This window comes from Ornithinicoccus hortensis, assembly GCF_006716185.1.
GTDB lineage: Bacteria > Actinomycetota > Actinomycetes > Actinomycetales > Dermatophilaceae > Ornithinicoccus > Ornithinicoccus hortensis.
Genome location: NZ_VFOP01000001.1, coordinates 1,655,898 through 1,674,838 on the forward strand (window position 1 = coordinate 1,655,898; position 18,941 = coordinate 1,674,838).

Consider the following 18,941-nt stretch of genomic DNA (forward strand, 5'->3'; position numbering starts at 1 on the left):
AACGCCCGCCGCCTAGGCTCTATAGCCATGAACGACATCGACTACACGCCGCTGACGACGGAGCCGGACGCCCGCGACGTCGCCCGGTGGCGCGAGTCCGTGCGTCGGCACGACGAGGCGATCGGGCACCACGGACCCGCCTCCGGTGACGGGGGAGGCGGCAACGCGGCACCCGCCTGGGTGGGCGTGGCCTTCATCTGGTGGACGATCGTCGCGCTGATCTGCACCGTCGCCGGCTGGTGGATCCTGCTGTCCGAGGGCGCCGCATCCGGGCTGATCTTCGGCCTCGGGGCGCCCGTGCTGTGGCTCCTGTCGGGCTGGCTCCTCGCCCGGTCGCGGGTGCAGCCGGCCGTCGAGGGGTGGACGGAGCCGTACCAGCTGATGGCCTTCGCCCGGGCCAACGGGTTGGAGTCGGTGCCGGTGACCGGGCCCTCCGAGCTGCGGGGGCGGATCTTCGGGCGGGGGCTTGCCGGCAACCGGGTCCGGCACGACCTGGTGGCCTGGACCCAGGACGGCCGCCAGGCCGAGGTGGCCACCGAGTCCTGGCACTCCGGCAACCCGCCCGGAGGTGGCCGGCCGGAGGATGCGGGGAGTTGCCGCTACCTGGCGGTGCAGGTCGGCGACGTGCCGGAGGACTCGGTCGTCACCGAGGAGGTGCAGCGGCTGCTGGATGACCCCGCGGAGCCGCGTGAGGCGGAGGTGGTCGACGGCTGGTTCCTGGCCTACGACTTCGGCGACCCCGACCCGTTGGACGTGGGGGACTGGCAGCGCAGCTTCGCGCTGGCCAGGGCGGTGTCCGCGACCCTGAATTAAGGCCGTGGGGAGGGCTGACTCTCACGTTCGGGCGAGCGCTTGCCCGAACGGGAAGGCAAGCGTGCTCGTTGCGTGTTGCCTTGGGGCTATGGCGGACCCGGCTGGATGGGGAGACTGGACCGATCTCGCAGTCCAGCCCATACGGTCGACTCGGTCCGAAAGGCGCGCAACAGATGACCCAGGCATCTGCATACTCCTCAAGCCATCCGGACCGTGGCGTCCGCCCCCGACCTACCGGGCGGGACCGTAGAAGTGCGCCCCGGTCTCCGGCAATCGACAAACTTCTGGCGCTACAGGCTGGCGCGGGGAACCGGGCGGTGTTTGGCGCTTTGAGTCAAGGGAGCAAAGCGCCGGACCCAGTGGTGCAGCGCCAATACATCCTGGCAGCCGATCGCGAGGAGGCCCAGACGGCGCTGCGAGCCACGTACGAGATGATCACTATCGCCCAGCTTGGTGGTGGGGACATCGTGCTGGCGGACCAGTTCTGGCGGGACCATCTGCACGAGTACACACTTAGCGGCCTGCTGGGCGAACTGCTCGCCCCGCTCAACGACACAGAGCGGAAGGAGAGCAAGGTCGGGGTGAGCGTCATCGTGGAGCAGTCAGACCAGCGGGTAACGGGGATCCGGATCAAGATTCATGTGGTGGATCCACAGCGGCAGTTTCGGCCGGGGGCGGCAACCTTCGTGCTCAACAAGGTGTTCCAGGTCGACGAGGGGGGCGCTCTGACGTCCAAGGTCGAGACCATCGTCGCTCCCGGGCGCTCCCGCCCCTACTTCCGTGACCAACTGCTCCCGATCCTCGATCGGTTGGGGATCACGAAAATCTCGCTGACCGCTTCCCAGATCATGGGCTACGACGCGCCAGGAGGTGTCTCCGTCTGGGCCCGCTACGGATTCATCCCGGATGCCGATCAGTGGGGAAGGATGCGTGACAGCGGACAGCAGAGGTTGGCCGCCCTCCCGCAGGATGCGGGCATCCGCGAACACATCCCTGCGCTCCAGCAGATCTACCAGGACGAGGACCCGAAGGCGCTGCGGCCGCTTGCTCTACTGGCCATGCAGAGTGTCGAGGTGGCCGAACACGTCACCGCCGTGCTGCTGGTCGATCAAAACTGGATCGGCACAATCGACCTGGGTGATCCGGAAGCCCGCCGGTGGATTACGACCTACGTCAGGGGAAATACCGAGGCCTTCCTGGCAGCCATGGGGGTGAACCAATGAACGGTCACCCGATCGGCCAGTCGGGCACGGCGGAGGCCGGGCGGTGCGCCTCGTACCAGGCTGCGGCGCGCAGCACGCCGGGGTCGTCGAACCGTCGACCGGAGATCTGCACGCCGATGGTGCGGCCGTCGGTGGTGAAGCCGCAGTTGACCGTCGCGGCTGGCTGCCCGGACATGTTGTAGGGCACGGTGAAGCCGATGTGCTGCATGCCGCGCCCGTTGTCGGGGTAGGGCATCGGCTGCTCCGCCGGGAAGGCCGACACCGGCGCGACGGGGGAGAGCACGATGTCGTAGGGGAGGGTCGCCTCCACGGTGACCGCCTGCATCCGCATGATCTGCTGGTAGCAGTCCAGCACCCGGACGCCGCTCGCCCCGGCGCCGCCGGCGACCCACTCGGCGATGTAGGGCAGCACCCGGGACTGCTGCTCGGGGGTGAGCGCGTCGTAGTCGTTCAGCGAGCGGACCCGCCAGAACAGGTCGACGGAGTCGAGCAGGTCTGGGGTCATGAACGGGGCCACCTCGGCGACCTCGGCCCCCGCGGCGGCGAACACGTCGGCGACGCCCTGCACCGCGGCCAGGATCTCCGGATCCACCTCGCCGCCGCATCCGGCGTCCAGGTGCAGACCCACGCGCAGCCCACGCGGGTCCAGGTCGGTCAGCGTCCAGTCGATGGAGTGCGGCGGCAGGCTCGTCCAGTCGCGGTCGTCGGGCCGGCTCAGGACCTCCATGAACAGCGCCAGGTCGCCGACGGTGCGCGCCATCGGTCCGGCGGCCCGGCCCAGGTAGGGCGCGTCGAGCGGGATGCGGCCGTTGGACGGTTTGAGGGTGGCCAGGCCCAGCCAGGTGCCGGGCAGCCGGATCGACCCACCGATGTCGGTCCCGACGTGCAGCGGCCCGTAGCCGGCGGCCGCGGCGGCACCGGCCCCCGCGCTGGACCCGCCGGTGGTCAGGTCCGGGTTCCACGGGCTGCGGGTGGTGCCGTGCAGGCTGGAGACGCCGGAGGAGAGCATGCCCCAGTCCGGCATCACGGTGGAGCCGAGGACCACGCCGCCGGTCTCCAGGACCCGTGCGGTGATCGGGGCGTCCCGCTCGGGGACGACCGGCTCCACGCCGGCGGTGCCGGCCGGCATCGGGACGCCGGCGCGGGCGACGTTCTCCTTCAGGGTCAGCGGTATGCCGTCGGCCGGCCCGAGCGGTTCCCCGTCCCGCCAGCGGCGCTCGCTCTCCTTCGCCTGGGCACGCGAGCCCTCGGGGTCGTGCCGCCAGAACGCGTTGAGCACCGGCTCCCGCCGCGCGATCACGTCCTGGACCGCCTCGTGCACCTCGACCGGGGAGAGCGAGCCCTCGGCATACCGGGCGCGCAGTTCCACCGCGGACAGTCCAGCAATTCCGGCGTCGGTCACGGCCATTCCTTCCCTGGGAGCGCCGCCCGGGTCGCGACGGGGCGTCGGCCGGCGGGCGCGAGGTCAGCGTATCCCCGGGCCCCGGAGGCCCGGCCGCGGGTCTCCGGCCCCACGGCAACGGCGAGCCCCCGACCGGTCGGTCGGGGAATCGCCTTCTGTTGCGCCCGGGTCAGCGGAACCGCAGGGCCAGCTCGTCCGCGGTGAGCGGGGTGCCGGCGCCGTTGTAGATGGCGTTGGTGACCAGCGTCCAGGTGGCCCGCGGCCAGGTCCGGAAGGTGATGTGACCGCCGGCGATGGTGGCCTGGCCGTCACCGACCTCGAAGGTGGCCACGTTGCTGGCGCCCGCGATGGCGGACGTGCCGTGGGCGTAGCCGCTGACCAGCAGGTCCTCGGACTCCGGGTAGGAGGCCGCCACCTGCGCCTCGCCACCCACCGCGAAGGCCGGGTCGTTGCCGTACCAGACCGGCCACGCCTCGGGCATGCCCCACGCGGCCGGCGCCGTCGGGTCGAAGGTCTGCTCCAGCAGGGCACCCGGCGCGGACATCACGTCGCGGTCCCTCGGGGTGATGTTGTCCGCCGGCAGGGACAACGCGTCGACGGCCGTGGTCGAGGCGCTGCCGAGGGCGACCAGGTTGCCGCCGCCCTCGACGAACTCGGCCAGCTTGGCCGGGCCATCGGGGACGCCCCGGGCCCAGTGGAACTCCTCGGGGTAGTTCGCCGGGTTAAGGCCGTCGGTGATCCGGGAGGTCGAGATCCCCGGCGCCAGCACGATGGTGTCGTACTTCGCGGCGAGGTCCTCGTAGTCGTCGGCGCTCACCACGGCGTAGTCGGTCCCGTACTGCTCCAGCATCCACATCAGCCAGCCGCCCGGCATATTGTTGGCGCCGCGGACCAGGCCGACCCGCGTGGTCTCCTCAAGCTCGACCGCGGGCACGCGCGGGGCCTTGCGCACCGCATACACCGGCAGACCCAGGTCGGCGCTCGCCTGCTCCAGCGCCTCCCGTGCGCCGTCGGCTCTGGCCGGGACGATCAGGGCACCGGGCGGCAGCACGGTGCCGGAGCGGACGTCCACCTCCTCGGCGGCGCGGTAGACCGGCACGTCGGTCTGCTCCAGCGCGGTGATCACCCGGCCCAGCCCGTAGGAGGTCGGGCCGACCACGTAGGCACCGGTGCGGCCCGGGTCCTTCGGGAACGGCTGGGCAGCCGGGGTCACCTCGTCCACGACGACGCTGGACACCTGCACCGGCTCGTTAACGGCGTCGACGTCCACGCCCATCAGCAGACCGAGGTTATCCGTGGTCTCGCTGTAGGGCATGATCAGCGGGCAGTCGTTGCACTTGCGTGCCTCGTCCGGGTACTCGTCGATCCGCAGCAACTGGTCCACCCACCGGCCCATCGGCTGGTCCGTGCGCAGGATCCAGGACCCCTCCTCGTATGCCGTGCCGCCGGCGGTGAAGTCCTCGGTCGCCTGCTCGATGACGACCGCGCCGAGGTCGAAGATGCTGAGCAGCTCGTAGGTCGCGAACGGGTCCCGCTGCTCGGCCGGGATGACGTAGGCGCTGGCCCCGCCGTCCCAGGTCTCGCTGTTGGCGTTGACCTGGTACATGTTGCGGTAGAGCCACTCCTGCGGGTTGCCCGCCACCGTCTCCAGGCCGGAGTAGACGGCCGTCTCGGCATACTCCACGATCTGCATGGGGCGCCAGGTGGTCTCGTCGTAGGGCAGCGGGGAGCGCAGCGTCGCCGCGGACGGTTCCAGGATGTTCTCGGAGGTGTAGGTGAACCAGAGGTCCCGGGCGGAGGCGATCTCGGTCAGCCACGTGGTGGTGCCCTGGAAGGTGCTGTAGCCCATCACGTCGGCGTTCCACATGATGCCGTAGGCGTCGTCGGTCTTGGCGCCCTTCTTGCCGGCGGCGATCAGGTCGCGGTTGGCCTCCTGGCCGATGCTGTTCGCCGAGGAGACGGTGATCGGGTCCAGGACCGGGGACATCGGCTCGTCCCACGGCGGGCTCCAGATGCGGGGGCTGTTGGCCCCGGCCTGGTGCATGTAGTGCTGCACGACCGGGCGGTACTTCTGCTCCAGCGCCAGCCGGATCCGGGACTCCTCCTGGGTGAACATGAACCAGTCGCGGTTGTTGTCGTGGCCGACGTACTTCTGATAGAGGTCGGGGAAGACCCGGGCGTAGTCGGTGCCCTCGGTGTCCATGAAGTAGTCGACCACCCGGTTGTGCCCGTCCGGGTTCTGCGAGGGGACCACCACGATCACCATGGCGTCCAGCACCTTCTCGGTGAAGTCGGACTGCTCGGTCGCGAACCGGTGGACCACGTTCATCAGCGCCGGGGTGTTGCCGACCTCGGTGGAGTGGATGCCCGCCTCGATGTAGTAGACCGGCACGCTGTCGGCGGCCAGGGTGCGGGCGTACTCGTCGCGGGGCACCCCGGCGGCGTCCGCCTCGACCTGCAGCTGTGCCGGGTCGGCGAGGCGGGCGTTGATGTCCAGGATCTCCTCCAACCGGTCCAGGTTGGCCGCTGACCCGATCTGCACGATCGGGAATTCCTCGCCCTCCGTCGTCTCCCCGACGACCTCATAGTTCACCAGCGGGGAACTGTCGGCGATCTGGCTCAGGTAGGCCTTCACCTCGTGGAATCTGGGGAGTTTTGCCTCCTCGCCCAACGGGTATCCGAAGAATTCCTCGGGCGTGGGCACGGACTGGGTCGGGGCGGTGAATGCCGAGCCGCCCTGGGTCGTGGGGGTGGGGGTCAGGGTCGCGGTCGCTCCGGTTGTGCCGGAGAGCAACCCGACGATGGAGGCGGCGGCGACGAAGGCGGTCAGGCCCGTCTTTCTCAGTGACACGGAAATGTCCTCTCTAGCCCGGCTATGAATGGTCCCCGTTCAGTGAGAATGAACATTTTCAGTGCGGTGAGGGCGCGTCAATCGAAATGGGCAAAAGAGAGACGATTGGTGGGATTGCTAGAGCATGCGACGCCATTGGTCCACCGGTCTTGGGAAAGTCCGGTAATGCCATTGGGACCGTGTGTACGTTACCGCCCGGTGTGCTTTTGCCGGGACCTGGCGATTACGAGAAGGCCTGCGAGATGTCCTCGACGGTGGACTCGATGGCCGCACGTTCCTGCTCCGGCGCTTCGGGCTCCTCCTGCCGCGGTGCCATGACCGCGGGGTCGACCGTCATCACCGCGTAGCCGGCCACGGCACCCGCGCCGAAGCCGGGGGCGAAGATCCTGGTCGGCCCCGTGATCACGCCCTCGCTGACCGCGTCGTAGATGGCCAGCGGGATGCTGGCGGAGGAGGTGTTGCCCATCCGCTCGATGTTGAAGTAGAGCCGGTCGGCGGACAGTCCGGACTGGGCGGCGAGCTCGATGACCATGGTCTTGTTGGCCTGGTGCGGCACGATCAGGTCGATGCTGTCCAGCAGCGAGACGGCCTTGCCGTCGGGGTCTGGGAGCGCGCCGATCTCCTCCAACATTTGGGCCAGGTAGCGCCCGGCGAGGGTCTTCACCTCCGGTCCGTAGACGGTGATGTTGTTGTCGAAGTCCGGGTTGGGCCAGATGATCGAGTTCACCTGGCTCTCCGGCCCGCTGGCGTAGGTCTTGAGGAACTCGATGTCCGGGGCCTCGCCGGGCTCCGCCACGCCGACCAGCAGGGCGGCCGCGCCGTCGCCGAAGATCATCCGGGACGGTCGGACGTTGCCGATCTTGTCCGAGAACTTCTCGACGCAGACCACCAGGACGGGGCGCTCCACCTCCTGGATCAGCCGCACCGCCTCGGCCAGCCCGTAGGGCATCCCGGCGCAGGCGGCGATGAGGTCGAAGGAGGCGTGCGACTGGTAGATCCCCAGGGCGCCCGACAGGTAGGTCGCGATCGAGGGGATCAGCCGGTTGCTGGTGCAGGTGCACACCACGACCGCGCCGACCTCCTCCGGCCCGACCCCGGCGTGCGCCAGGGCCGACCGGGCGGCCCGCAGGGCGATCTCCTCGATGTCCAGCGAGGTGTAGAGCCGCTGCTCGATCCCGGTCTTGCTGCTGATCTCCGCGGCGCTCATCGGCGACCAGTTGTAGCCGGAGTTGCGGATCAGGTCCTCGTTGCTGCACACCTGGTCGCCCGGCTCGACGGACAGGGCCAGGATGCGCGGCTGCACCGCGAGGTCGCGGACCGCGATGGGACGGTAGGGGCGGGTCGGCTGCCGGGCCTCGACCGGGGGGTGCGACGGCCGGTACGGGCCGGGCGCGCCCGTCCTGACCCGGGTGAGGAACTGCTGCACCTGGCGGTCGCGGGGGTGGAAGAGGACCACGTAGTCGTCGTCGCGCAGGTCACCGACCCGGGCGAGCTCGCTCCGGGTGCGGTCCCACGGGTACTGGTTGTGCAGCACCATCGCCCACCGGTGCAGCGCCTCCAGCTCCGGGACGTCCTCGCTGGCGTCCAGGATGTCCTCGAACCGGTAGACCGGGTAGTCCGGGTCGTAGCCGGTGAGGCGGAGCGTCTGGTGGTCCGGGTCGGCGAGCAGCTCGGCCACGGTGGGCTTGACCGGCGACAGGTCGGTGGCGTGGAAGGTGCGGTGCGAGAAGACGTCGAAGATCACCTCGAAGATGCGGTCCTCAAGGTCCTGGTCCCACGTGGCGGGCAGCTGCTGGTAGACCTCGCGCACCGCCTCGGCCTTGCGTGGCCCGTCCTCCCAGGGGGTGAGGGTCGGCATGTAGAGGTCGTCCCGGTTGCGCGGGACGTCCCCCCAGCGGCACGGCCGCTTGTCGAACATGGTGATGGCGTACCGGTTGGACCAGAAGAGGTTCATCGCGACGTCGCGCATCAGCTCGTAACGGTGGGTGTAGCGCCCCTGCTCGATGCGCGCGAGGATCTCGGTCCCGCTGGGCGACTTCGTCTCGAAGTCCCTGCGGATCACCGCCTCCAGTTGCTCCACGTCGGCGAGGGCCGCGAAGTCGAGTTCCGGGGCGAAGTTGGACGGGAACACCATCCGACCCTGGCTGTTCAGCTGGAAGGGCTGAGTCATGGCACACACTCCGTCGTGTGGGGGACCGTTGCCCCAGAGCCTAGGGGCTGCGCGCGGTTTAGTCTCGCCGTCTCCCGCAGCCGCTCCGGGTCCAGTAGGGTCGCGGCAGCGACGAGCGAGGGAGGACCCGTGGGTGCCCGGTTGGTTCCGGTCGAGCCGAGTTTCACGACCGAGTCCGAACGCATGGTGTGGGAGAGGCTGCGCATCCAACTGGGCGACGACGCCACGCTGCTGGCCAACCTCCGGCTGACCGACGAGGAGAAGGACCACGAGCTGGACCTGGTGGTGCTGCTGCCGGGCGCGGGCATCGTAGTGGTCGAGGTCAAGGGTGGCTCGGTCTCGGTCGACGGGACCGGGGCCTGGCGGCAGGGGAGCGGCCCGGGACGGACGCGCCGGATCTGGCCGGTCGACCAGGCGATGGCCGGCAAGCACGCACTGCGCAAGTATGTCGAGGCCGACCCGCGCTGGCGGGACTCCTCGCGCACCCGGGTGCGGTGGGCGCACGGGGTCGTGACGGCATACAGCCGCATCGCCGACGACTTCGCCACCCCCGAGTGCCCCCGCTGGATGGTGCACGACGCGGACGACCTGGGCCGGCTGGCCGAACGGCTGCGGGACAGCGCGCTGCGCCAGGAGTCGGGGTTCCGGGTGCCGGACGAGGACGACCTCGACCTGGTCGTGGAGATCCTGCGCGGGCGCCACCTGCCCGCCCCGAGCGTCGTCGCGGAGGCCGACGAGCGGGAGGACCGGGCCGACCGGCTCACCCAGGAGCAGGCGCTGCTGCTCAAGGTGACCCGGCTGCTGCGCAGGGTGGAGATCCGCGGGGGTGCGGGCAGCGGCAAAACGGTCTTGGCCCTCACCCAGGCCAAGGAACTGACCCGGGGTGCCTACAAGCAGCCGACACAGCGGGTGGCGCTGCTGTGCTACTCGATGGGGTTGGCGGCCTTCCTCACCCGGGAGGTGGCCGCCGTGAAGCGACAGCACCAGCCCGCGTTCGTCGGGACCTTCCACGAGCTGGGCCGACGGTGGGGCGCGCCCGACGGGGACCGCACCGACAGCGACTTCTGGGAGAACCGGCTGCCGACCCTGATGGCCGAGCTGGCCCAGGGACTGTCGGACCGGGAGAAGTTCGACGCGATCGTGGTGGACGAGGCGCAGGACTTCGCGCAGTCGTGGTGGACCCCGCTGCTCGCCGCGCTGCGCGACCCGGACGAGGGCGGGCTCTACGTCTACTCCGACGAGAACCAGCGGATCTTCCCGCGGTTCGGCCGCCCACCGATCGAGCTGGTGCCGTTGGTGCTGGACCACAACCTGCGCAACACCACCCAGATCGGGCAGGCGTTCGCCCCGCTCACCCCGATGCGGATGCGCCTGCTGGGCGGCGACGGGCCGGAGGTCACCTTCGTGCCGTGCGCCGCCGAGGATGCGCTGGACACCGCGGACGACCAGGTCGACCTGCTGCTCGAGGAGGGGTGGGAGCCGGGGCACGTGGCGCTGCTGACCACCGGCTCGCGGCACCCCATGCAGGTGGATCAGACGGAGCGCCGCGGCTACGACGGCTACTGGGAGACCTTCTGGGACGCCGAGGAGGTGTTCTACGGCACCGTCCTGGGGTGCAAGGGGCTGGAGCGCCGGGCGGTCGTGCTCTGCGTCAACCAGGAGGATGTCCGGGACCGGTCCCGGGAGCGGCTGTATGTCGGGTTGTCCCGCGCGACGGACCGTCTCGTGGTCGTGGGTGACCCCGGGGTGGTGCGGGAGATGGGCGGCGACGAGGTCGCGCGGAACCTGGGCGTGCCGACCGGGAAGCCCTAGCGCGCCCATGTGGCTGGCGAAACGGCTGGACCGGGCTCAACGTCGGCACCCGGGACTCGGCGTCCCCACCGCCGTCGTGTTCAAGTACGCCGACGACCAGGGCCCCTACCTCGCGGCGCTGATCACCTACTACGGGTTCCTGGCGCTGTTCCCGCTGCTGCTCCTGCTGACCTCGGTGCTGGGCTTCCTGCTCGCCGGCGAGCCGGAGCTGACCCAGCAGATCCTGGACACCGCGATCAGCCAGTTCCCCGTCCTCGGCTCCCAGCTGGGCACGCCGGAGGGGATCCAGGGCAGCGGCTTCGCCGTGGTGGTCGGCGCGCTCGTGGCACTGTGGGTGCGGTGCGGGCCTGCCAGGCGACGCTGCACATGATGGACGTCTGCTGGGCGGTGCCCCGCAGCGAGCGCCCAGACCCGCTGCGCGCGCCGGTCCGCAGCCTGCCGCTGCTGGGCTTCGCCGGGCTGATGCTCCTCGGCAGCACCCTGGTGTCGGTGCTGGCCGGCAACGCGGACGCCTACGGGCTGCAGGTCGAGGCGTTCCTGCGGCTGCTCGCGACCGTCCTCGCGTTCCTGGTGGCACTGGCCGTCTTCCTGCTCGCGATGCGGATCACGCCCACCTACTCGCTGGGCTGGCGGGAGGCGCTCCCCGGCGCCCTGGTCGCGGCGCTCTGGTGGCAGCTCCTGCAGTGGTTCGGCACGGCATACGTCACCCGCGTCGCGCAGAGCAACGACGCCTACGGTGTCTTCGGGGTGGTGCTCGGCCTGGTCGGGTTCCTCTACCTGGCCGCGGTGATCGTGGTGCTGTCCGTCGAGCTCAACGTGGTGCTGACCAAACGGCTGTACCCGCGGGCGCTGCTCGCACCGTTCAGCGACGAGGAGTCGCTGACCGACGCGGACGAGCAGGCGATCACCGACGCCGCCCAGGCGACCGCGACCAAGGACTACGAGGAGGTCGAGGTGACTTTCGAGGAGCAGGACGACCGCGAGGGGTGAGCGGGTCCCGGCTCGGGCCGGGACCGGCCCGCCGGGCATGAACGCGGGCAACGGGAGGTATGAACGGCACCGGGCGTTGGTCTGCGTTGCCGGTCCACAGTAAATTCCCAGCCTGCGCTATTGACCCTCTGACCTGCGGTTTCTATGGTGCCAACAGGTGACGGGGCGGTCGGGGTCGAAGGATCGCACCGCGCGTTTGACCCGTCCCGCACTGCCCACGGATCGTCCGATCCGTGCTGCCCCCTGACCGTCCTGGCCCGGGGGCTTCTGCGTCTCCAGGAAGGTTCGACGATGAATCCCCACTACAGGCGGAGACCGGTGCTCGCCGGTCTCCTCGCCACCGCCCTGGCCGGTGCCGGACTGGTCGCACCCCTCACGTCCGGACCACAGGCGGGGGCCCAGGCCGGGTTGCCGGTCGCCGCAGCCGGTGAGCTCGGGCCGGGCGCGGACGTCCCGACACCGGAGGAGTACTTCGGGTTCGCGATGGGCACCGAGGGTCGCCTCGCGGCCTACCCCGACGTGCTCGACTACTTCCGCCTCATCGCCGACGCCTCGGACCGGGTCGACTACGAGACCATCGGCGAGACCACGATGGGCAACGAGTACGCCACCGTGCTGATCAGCTCGCCGGAGAACCTCGAGCGGATCGACCGGCTGGTCGAGATCAACCAGCAGCTGTCCGACCCGCGCAGCACCACCCCGGAGGAGGCGCGGGAGTTGGCGGACGAGGGTGTGCCGTTCTACCACCTGGAGGCCACGATCCACTCCAGCGAGGTCGGCAACGGGCAGGCGATCAACGACATCGTGCACCGGCTCGCGACCGAGAACTCCGAATTCACCGAGAACGTCCTGAACAACTCGGTGATCGTCCTGGTCCCGTCGCAGAACCCGGACGGGCAACACCTGGTGGTGGACCACTTCAACGAGACGGCCGGCACCGACCTGGCCCGCACCTTCCCCGACCTCTACCACAAGTACACCGGGCACGACGACAACCGCGACTGGATCATGTTCACCCAGGTCGAGGCGCAGTACCGGCTGGAGCTGATCAAGAAGTACCGGCCGGCGATCGTGCACATCATGCACCAGCAGGGCAACAGCGGGGAGCGCATCTTCGTCCCGCCCTACGGCGGCATCAACAACGACAACGTGCCGACCAACATGACGACCGCGGTCAACGCGATCGGCCAGCACGCGGCCCGCGCCATGTCGGCCGAGGGCAAGACCGGCGTCGGCACCGGCGACTACCCGATCTTCTGGGCGCTGGAGCAGCCGGTCGGCTTCTACCCGTTCACGGGGACCGGCGTCTTCCTGACCGAGATCGCCAGCGTGGTCGACTACGCCTACCCCCAGGTGTCCCAGGACGGGTCGAACCTGGGGCCGCAGGACCCGATGATGACCCTGCTCGAGCCCTACGACAGCGACGTCTGGACCCTGGCGGACATCGTGGCGTATGCCGAGACGGCCACCTACGCGGGGATGGAGTACACGGCCTCGCACGGCACGCAGCTGCTCTACGACAACCTCTTCTCGGTGCCGCACGAGTACCTGAACGAGGGGGTGCCGTCCGGCACCTACGCGTTCGTGGTGGACGCGGACCAGCGGGACCCGTACGCGACCTTCGAGATGCTCCAGCGCCTGGAGTGGACCCAGGTCGAGATCGAGCGGGCGACCGCGGACTTCGAGGCCGGAGGCAAGACCTACGGTGAGGGCTCCTACGTGATCCGGATGGCGCAGCCCCGCGGCAACTGGGCGCACCAGGTGCTCGGGGTCGACGAGTACCCCGAGCTGCGGGACTGCGCGGACTGCCCGATCCTGCTGCCGTATGCCGAGACCACCACGACCATGCCGCTGCTGCTCGGGGTGGACGTCGACGAGGTGATGGAGCCGTTCGAGGCCAGCCTGGAGCCGGTCGAGTCGGTCGAACTGCCCGAGGTGAGCATGCCCGAGGCCCCCGGCCGGCACGGCGCCTACCTGGTGGACCCGGCGTCCTACGGGACGGTGCAGATCGTCACGGCGCTGCAGGACAACAACATCCGCACCTTCCGGGCCGCTGAGGAGTTCCGCGAGGCCAGGACGACCTACCCCGCCGGCACCTACGTCGTCCCGGCGACGCCGCAGGCGCGCAGCGTCCTCGCCACCGCGTCCGCGAAGGTCGGGCTGGAGGTCGAGGCGGTCCAGCGGGCCCCGCGCGTGGAGGGCGTGCAACTCAAGCCCAAGACCCAGGTCGGGCTCTTCCGCGGCGCCAACAACATGCCCGGTGGCTGGGACATGTGGCTGTTCGACGAGTACGGCGTGGACTACGACGTCGTCTCCGCCCAGGACTTCGAGTACGACTCGCTGACCGAGCTCTACGACACGATCGTGCTCTCCAAGGGGATCTCGACCGAGGACATCGTGGAGGGCCTGGACCCGGCGAGGTACGACGAGGACTACGCGTGGGCATACGGCGTCGGCGAGGAGGGCCTGCAGAAGCTGCGCGAGTTCGTCGAGGACGGCGGGACGCTGTTGGCGATCGGTGACTCGGTGCCGACCGTCCAGGATCTGCTGGACCTGCCGATCGAGCAGGTGCTGCCCAGGGACCGGGACGAGTTCCTGGCCGGCGGCAGCATGCTGAACCAGGAGTTCGACGTGACCAACCCGGTCGCGTGGGGCATGCCCGAGTCCTGGCCGGTGTGGTTCTACGACACCGGGGCCTACCAGGTCACCGGCGACGGGGCCGAGGTGGCCGGCAACTACCCGGCGGAGGGTGAGCTGCTGGCCAGCGGCTACCTGCGCGGGGAGGAGCACCTGCAGGGTGCCGCCAACGTCGTCTCCTTCGACGTCGGCGAGGGCACGGTGGTGACCTACGGCAGCGAGATCACCTTCCGGTCGCTGCCCCGGTCGACCTTCAACCTGCTGTTCAACGCCGTCTACCACGGCCCGTCGGCGGAAGTCGACGGCCCGACGTTGTCGCGGATGGAGGAGCAGTTCGCCCCTGACGGGACGTTGCTGCAGGACTGAACGCAGGCGCAGGCGGTGGGGGCGGTGACCGGACCCGGTCGCCGCCCCCACCACCATGTCGCGGCGACCCTTACGCGAGTGTGGCGCCGGGTCCTACGCTGTGCCCGTGGTCGGCGTGCGCCTGCTGGGGCCGGTAGTCGTGGAGGCGGACACGACTGTGCCGCTGGGCGGCGCCAAGCAGCGCGGCCTGTTCGCCCTGCTGGCCGGCAGCGTCCCCCCGCGCCGGACCGACGACCAGCTGATCCAGGGGCTGTGGGGCGAGGAGCCACCGGCCAGCGCCCGCAACGCCGTCCAGGTCTACGTGACCGGTCTGCGGCGCGCCCTCCAACCGCTCGGCCTCGGGATCGCCCGCTCTGGTGACGGCTACGCCCTGACGGGTTCGGCATACGAGGTCGACGTCGTGCGGTTCGAGACCGTCGTGGCGCAGGGACGCGCGGCGCTGCGGGGCGGCGACGCGGGCCGCGCCGCGGACCTGCTCGAGCAGGCACTCCGGCTCTGGGGAGGGACACCGTTCGACGGCGTCGGTGACCTGCCGGCCTTCGAGCAGTGGCGGGACGCACTGGTCGCGGTGCGGCAGTCCGCGCGGGCGGACCTGGCCACCGCCCTGCTGCGCACCGGACGCTACGACGAGGCGATCGCCACGGCCCAGGCCCTGGTGGCTGACCACCCTTACGACGAGCGGGGGTGGGTGGTGGCCGCGACGGCGCAGTACTGGGCAGGACGCCAGGCCGCCGCCCTGGAGACCTGCACGAGGGCCCGGGACCTGCTTGCCGACGAGCTGGGGGTCGACCCCGGCCCCGAGCTGGCCCAGCTGCCCACCCAGATCCTGCGCCAGGAGCTCCGCGACCCCACCGAGGGGCGGGCCGCGCCGGACGGCGGCGCGGATGACGAGGCGGCCGAACCAGTGCCCTCGTTGCCCCCGTTGCCACCTGCGCCGGACCCGTTCGTGGGGCGCCAGGACGCGGTGCAGGAGGTCCTCGACCTGGTGGCGGCGGGGCGTCGGGTGATCACACTGGTGGGGATGGGCGGGATCGGCAAGACGACCCTCTCGCTGGCGGTGGCGCACCGGCTGGACGAGGCGGACCGGGCTGTGCTGTTCTGTGAGCTCGAGGCCGAGACGGATGCCGCCTCCGCGCTGGACCGGGTCTGCCGGGATCTGGGCGTGGACCCGGAGGACGACGCGGCCGCGGCGATCGGTAGTGGGCCGGCGGACGTGATCGTGCTCGACAACGCCGAGCAGGTCGACGGGCTCGGGGCCGCCCTCGGCGACCTGGTCCGGCGGTATGCCGCGCCGCAGTTCGTCCTGACCAGCCGCACCCACGTGGGTGCCCGGGGCGAGCAGACGGTCCCGGTGTCCCCGCTCATGGTCGGTGCGGGAGAGGGCGAGGCGTCACCGGCGACCGAGCTCTTCTGGGCGGCGGCCGCACGGGTCCGTCCCGATGTCGACCGGGGCGGTGACGACGCGGACGTGCGGCAGTTGTGTGAACTGCTGGGCGGCATCCCGTTGGCGATCGAGCTGGTGGCCGGGCGGATGCGGACGCAGACTCCGGCACACCTGCTGCGCCGTGTCGTGGAACACCGCACCTCCCTCCTGGACACCCGCTCGACCGGTCACCTGCCGGCACGCCAGGCGACGCTGCGCGTGGTCATCGACGCAGCGGTCGGGAGCCTGTCCGGGCCCGCACGACAGCTGCTGCGGCTGGCAGCCGGGGTCGACGGGTGGGTCCGGCAGGAGACCCTCGAGCAGGTCGCGGACCCGGTGCTCGCGGACGACTTCCTCGCCGCGCTGGACGAGCTGTCCTCGCACGGCCTGGCGGCGGTGGACCGCGCGGGCCGGGTGCGGCTGCCCCCGCCGGTCCGTGAGTTCGTGCGGGAGGACGGGGGCGCCCCGGTCGAGCCGCTCCTGCCCGTGGTCGTCGACCTGGCCGAGGAGTTTGGTGCCCGGCTCTACGGACCGGAGGCCAGCGAGGCGCTCGCCAACCTGACCGGCGATGCCGACGTCCTCGGCACCGTGCTCAACCGGGCCGTCGAGGACGGGGCACCAGCCGAGACGGTCGCGGCCGCGGCGCGGCTGCTCATCGCGCTGCGCCGCTACTGGCTGCTGGCCTCACGGATCCCCGAGGCCAGGCGGTGGTCCGGGGTGCTCCGTGACCGGGCCGCGCTGAGGGAGCTGGACCGAGCCCGGCTCGCGATCCTGGACGGCAACCTGGCCCAGTGGGTCGATGACCACCGGGCCCGCGACCTGCTCGAGTCCGGACTGGCCGACGCGACCAGGTTGGGCGCGCCCAGTGATCGGCTGCTCGTCTCCGGGTGGTGCTCCCTCGCCGCGCACACGGCCACCTACGGGGAGGTCGACACCGCGGAGCGGGCCGTCGCGCAGGCGGCCGCGACGGCTGCCGAGTCGGGCGACCCGCTGCTCGTCGGGCTGGTCCAGGACCTCGAGGGTTTCGTCGCCAACCAGCTCGGTGACCTGGAGACGGCCCTCAACGCCAGTCTGCGGGGACTGGAGACGGCCCGGGCCGCCGGCGACGAGTACGACATCGTCACCCTCCTGACGGCTGCCGCCGAGGTGCTCTCCGAGCTCGGCCGGGACGCCGAGGCGGTGCGCTTCGCCGACGAGGCGTTCGAGCGCACCACGCGGTTGGAGCTCGGTCCCCAGTGGGTGGTCGGTCTGGTGATCCGCGCCGCGGTGCAGGTGGCCGCGGGCCAGGTGGCGGCGGCCCGGGGCAGCGTGCTCGAGGGGTTGCGCAGCGCCCGGCGCCAGCACCCGGCCCCGAAGACCTTCGCCGACGGTTTGCGCACCATGGCCGCCGTCGAGGCGGCATCGGGCCGGGACGAGGAGGCGGCGCGGTTGACCGGCGCCGCCCTGGCGATCATGGCCGACCTGCAGCTGGACAACGACGGCACCTCCCGGGTCGACCTGGTCGCGGCCGCCGCGCGGGACCGGATGGGAGAGGAGGCGTGGCGGGCGGTGGGGGCCATCGGCGCCGCGGACCCGATGGGCGTGCTCGACCGGCTGCTGGCCGAACCCACCTGAACGACCACCGTGCGGGCGGCCTGTCGAGGGCCACCCGCACGGCGGTCGTGTCGCTGGTCTCACGGCGGCTCAGGCGGCCGACCTGGACCGGGCGAGGTAGCGTCCGCCCAGCCCGCCACCGAGCAGGAGCAGCAGCCCGGCCAGGCCGATCGAGGCCCAGGCGACCGCGGGCAGACCGGCCTCGTCCGCCGCCGCGGGCGGGGCGGCCGGACCGTCGGAGAGGCTCACCGGGGTGGCCGTGTCGGCAGCGCCGCCGTCCGCCGCCGCGCCGGGGAGGCTGCCCTGGTCGGTAGCCACGTGTCCGGTTCCTTCCTGCGGCACTGTCACCGCGACCTCGGCAGCAGTGGCGGTCTCCTCGCTCGGTGCGGCGGCCTCGGCCACGTCCACGCCGTTGCGGGTGAGGAAGTCGCGCAGCGTCTCGGTGTCGGTGACGAAGTTGAACGGCTGGCTCTCGCCGTGGATGCCGAAGGAGTTGACGCCGATCACCGCGCCGGACTCGTCCAGCGTCGGGCCACCCGACATGCCACCGGTGACCGCGGCGTCGATCTCGGTGTTCGGCACGCCCTTGGTGGTGTACTGCCGGGAGCTGACGGTGCCGAACTTGTAGGAGGGGAGCTGGCGCCGGTAGTCCGATACGTCCGAGACGCTGCCGGCGAAACCGATGGAGGTGACCGGGTCGCCGACCACGGGGGTGTCCTCGCTGATCGGCAGTGCGGGGCTGTCGGCCAGGTCGGCCACCCGCAGGAGCGCGTTGTCGCCCTTGGCGAAGCCCTGGGAGTCCACGATCTGGGCGATCATCGAGTCGGACCCGCTGAAGATGCCGTCGGCGATGCCGGTGGGTTGTCCGACGTATGCCGTGGGCTCGCCGATCCCCACCGCCCAGTCCAGGGTGGCCAGGTCCAGGTGGCTGAGGTCGTAACCCTCCTGCTGGAGGTCGCCGGCCACCTGGCCGACCGCGGCCCGCTCGGTGGTGGCATCGGCCTCGACGCAGTGGCTGGCGGTGACGATCTCGCCATCGTCGCTGACGAAGAACCCGGTGCACAGGGCCAGCACGTCCGTGCTGTAGAGCGTCGACGTGCCGTCCTCCCACGGGACCTCGACGGTCGCGGGGAACTCGACGTCGACCCAGACGATCGAGGCGTTCGCGTCGGAGCGGGCCCCGGTCTCGGACGCCGAGGCGGCAGCCGGGACGACGAGGGCTCCGGCGAGGAGCGCGGTGGTGGTCAGGGCCTGGAGCTGGGTGGTGCGCATGTCATCCTCCTGGGATCTGGTCCGTCCGACCTCTCCGGCGGGCGGTGGTGCTGGCTCCACCGTCGCGGCGGGCGCTTAACCGCCGCTTAAGGCCGAGTTGGGGCTGTCGTGGCAGCACGGGGACGCAGCGACGCCGGGACCACGGGGGTCCCGGCGTCGCCGGTCTGGTTCGGGCCCTGCGGGTCACGGGCTCCTGCGGCCGGCGACGACCTCGCCGTAGGTCTGGCCGTCCGCCTGGTCGGCGAGGTCGGTCGTGACACCGAAGAGGGCGGTCAGGGACAGGGTGAGCGCGGCGGTGAGGAGGGCGATGGTGCCGCGGGTGCTGGTCGTGGTGGTCATGGCGGGCTCCTGGGTCTCGGGGAACTGTGGGTGCTGCTCCGTTGACTCCC

General features: G+C 71.0%; 9 protein-coding genes and 2 pseudogenes. 6 read left to right on the forward strand and 5 right to left on the reverse strand.

The window, feature by feature from the left end; genetic code table 11:
- Positions 1-27: 27 nt before the first annotated feature.
- Both FB467_RS07730 and FB467_RS07735 read left to right on the forward strand, forming a co-directional pair.
- Positions 28-813, forward strand: a complete 786-nt coding sequence (locus FB467_RS07730) for a hypothetical protein (protein WP_141784584.1) — start codon at positions 28-30, stop codon at positions 811-813.
- Between the two features lie 359 nt (positions 814-1,172).
- Entirely contained in the window at positions 1,173-2,036 is an 864-nt protein-coding gene (locus FB467_RS07735) for a hypothetical protein (protein WP_141784585.1), read from the forward strand.
- A 4-nt stretch (positions 2,037-2,040) separates the two neighbouring features.
- Here the strand turns inward: FB467_RS07735 and FB467_RS07740 are convergent, their stop codons facing one another.
- From FB467_RS07740 to FB467_RS07750, 3 genes are all read right to left on the reverse strand, one after another.
- The gene (locus tag FB467_RS07740; RefSeq protein ID WP_141784586.1) at positions 2,041-3,444 is read right to left on the reverse strand and encodes an amidase; all 1,404 of its coding nucleotides are present in this window, start codon (positions 3,442-3,444) and stop codon (positions 2,041-2,043) included.
- A gap of 163 nt (positions 3,445-3,607) precedes the next feature.
- Positions 3,608-6,289: a M14 family zinc carboxypeptidase gene (locus FB467_RS07745; protein ID WP_141784587.1), complete on the reverse strand. Its 2,682-nt coding sequence runs from the start codon at positions 6,287-6,289 to the stop codon at positions 3,608-3,610.
- 223 nt (positions 6,290-6,512) lie between these two features.
- The gene (locus tag FB467_RS07750) at positions 6,513-8,459 is read right to left on the reverse strand and encodes a 3-oxoacyl-[acyl-carrier-protein] synthase III C-terminal domain-containing protein (protein WP_141784588.1); all 1,947 of its coding nucleotides are present in this window, start codon (positions 8,457-8,459) and stop codon (positions 6,513-6,515) included.
- 183 nt (positions 8,460-8,642) lie between these two features.
- Here FB467_RS07750 and FB467_RS07755 point away from each other — a divergent pair, with 183 nt between their 5' ends.
- From FB467_RS07755 to FB467_RS19530, 4 genes and pseudogenes are all read left to right on the forward strand, one after another.
- Entirely contained in the window at positions 8,643-10,271 is a 1,629-nt protein-coding gene (locus FB467_RS07755; RefSeq protein WP_141784589.1) for a nuclease-related domain-containing DEAD/DEAH box helicase, read from the forward strand.
- 7 nt (positions 10,272-10,278) lie between these two features.
- A pseudogene (locus FB467_RS07765) lies at positions 10,279-11,261 on the forward strand (YihY/virulence factor BrkB family protein).
- Positions 11,262-11,579: 318 nt separating this feature from the next.
- Positions 11,580-14,264 (forward strand): M14 family zinc carboxypeptidase, encoded by a 2,685-nt coding sequence (locus tag FB467_RS07770; protein ID WP_170230626.1) that lies wholly within the window; start codon positions 11,580-11,582, stop codon positions 14,262-14,264.
- A 55-nt stretch (positions 14,265-14,319) separates the two neighbouring features.
- Positions 14,320-15,537, forward strand: a pseudogene (locus tag FB467_RS19530) (AfsR/SARP family transcriptional regulator); the annotation flags it as partial.
- Between the two features lie 1,833 nt (positions 15,538-17,370).
- On the opposite strand, the gene FB467_RS07780 reads toward FB467_RS19530, so the two are convergent.
- Together FB467_RS07780 and FB467_RS18465 are read right to left on the reverse strand one after the other, a co-directional pair.
- Positions 17,371-18,552, reverse strand: coding sequence for a S1 family peptidase (locus FB467_RS07780; RefSeq protein WP_141784594.1), 1,182 nt, complete (start codon positions 18,550-18,552; stop codon positions 17,371-17,373).
- Positions 18,553-18,735: 183 nt separating this feature from the next.
- Positions 18,736-18,891: a hypothetical protein gene (locus FB467_RS18465; protein ID WP_153390196.1), complete on the reverse strand. Its 156-nt coding sequence runs from the start codon at positions 18,889-18,891 to the stop codon at positions 18,736-18,738.
- Positions 18,892-18,941: the final 50 nt, after the last annotated feature.

What these genes read in the sequence shown, in the direction of transcription:
- FB467_RS07730 (WP_141784584.1), top strand. Translation starts at nt 28, where the DNA reads ATGAACGACATCGACTACACGCCGCTGACGACGGAGCCGGACGCCCGC.
- FB467_RS07740 (WP_141784586.1), bottom strand. Translation starts at nt 3,444, where the DNA reads ATGGCCGTGACCGACGCCGGAATTGCTGGACTGTCCGCGGTGGAACTG.
- FB467_RS07750 (WP_141784588.1), bottom strand. Translation starts at nt 8,459, where the DNA reads ATGACTCAGCCCTTCCAGCTGAACAGCCAGGGTCGGATGGTGTTCCCG.
- FB467_RS07755 (WP_141784589.1), top strand. Translation starts at nt 8,643, where the DNA reads ATGGTGTGGGAGAGGCTGCGCATCCAACTGGGCGACGACGCCACGCTG.
- FB467_RS07780 (WP_141784594.1), bottom strand. Translation starts at nt 18,552, where the DNA reads ATGCGCACCACCCAGCTCCAGGCCCTGACCACCACCGCGCTCCTCGCC.
- FB467_RS18465 (WP_153390196.1), bottom strand. Translation starts at nt 18,891, where the DNA reads ATGACCACCACGACCAGCACCCGCGGCACCATCGCCCTCCTCACCGCC.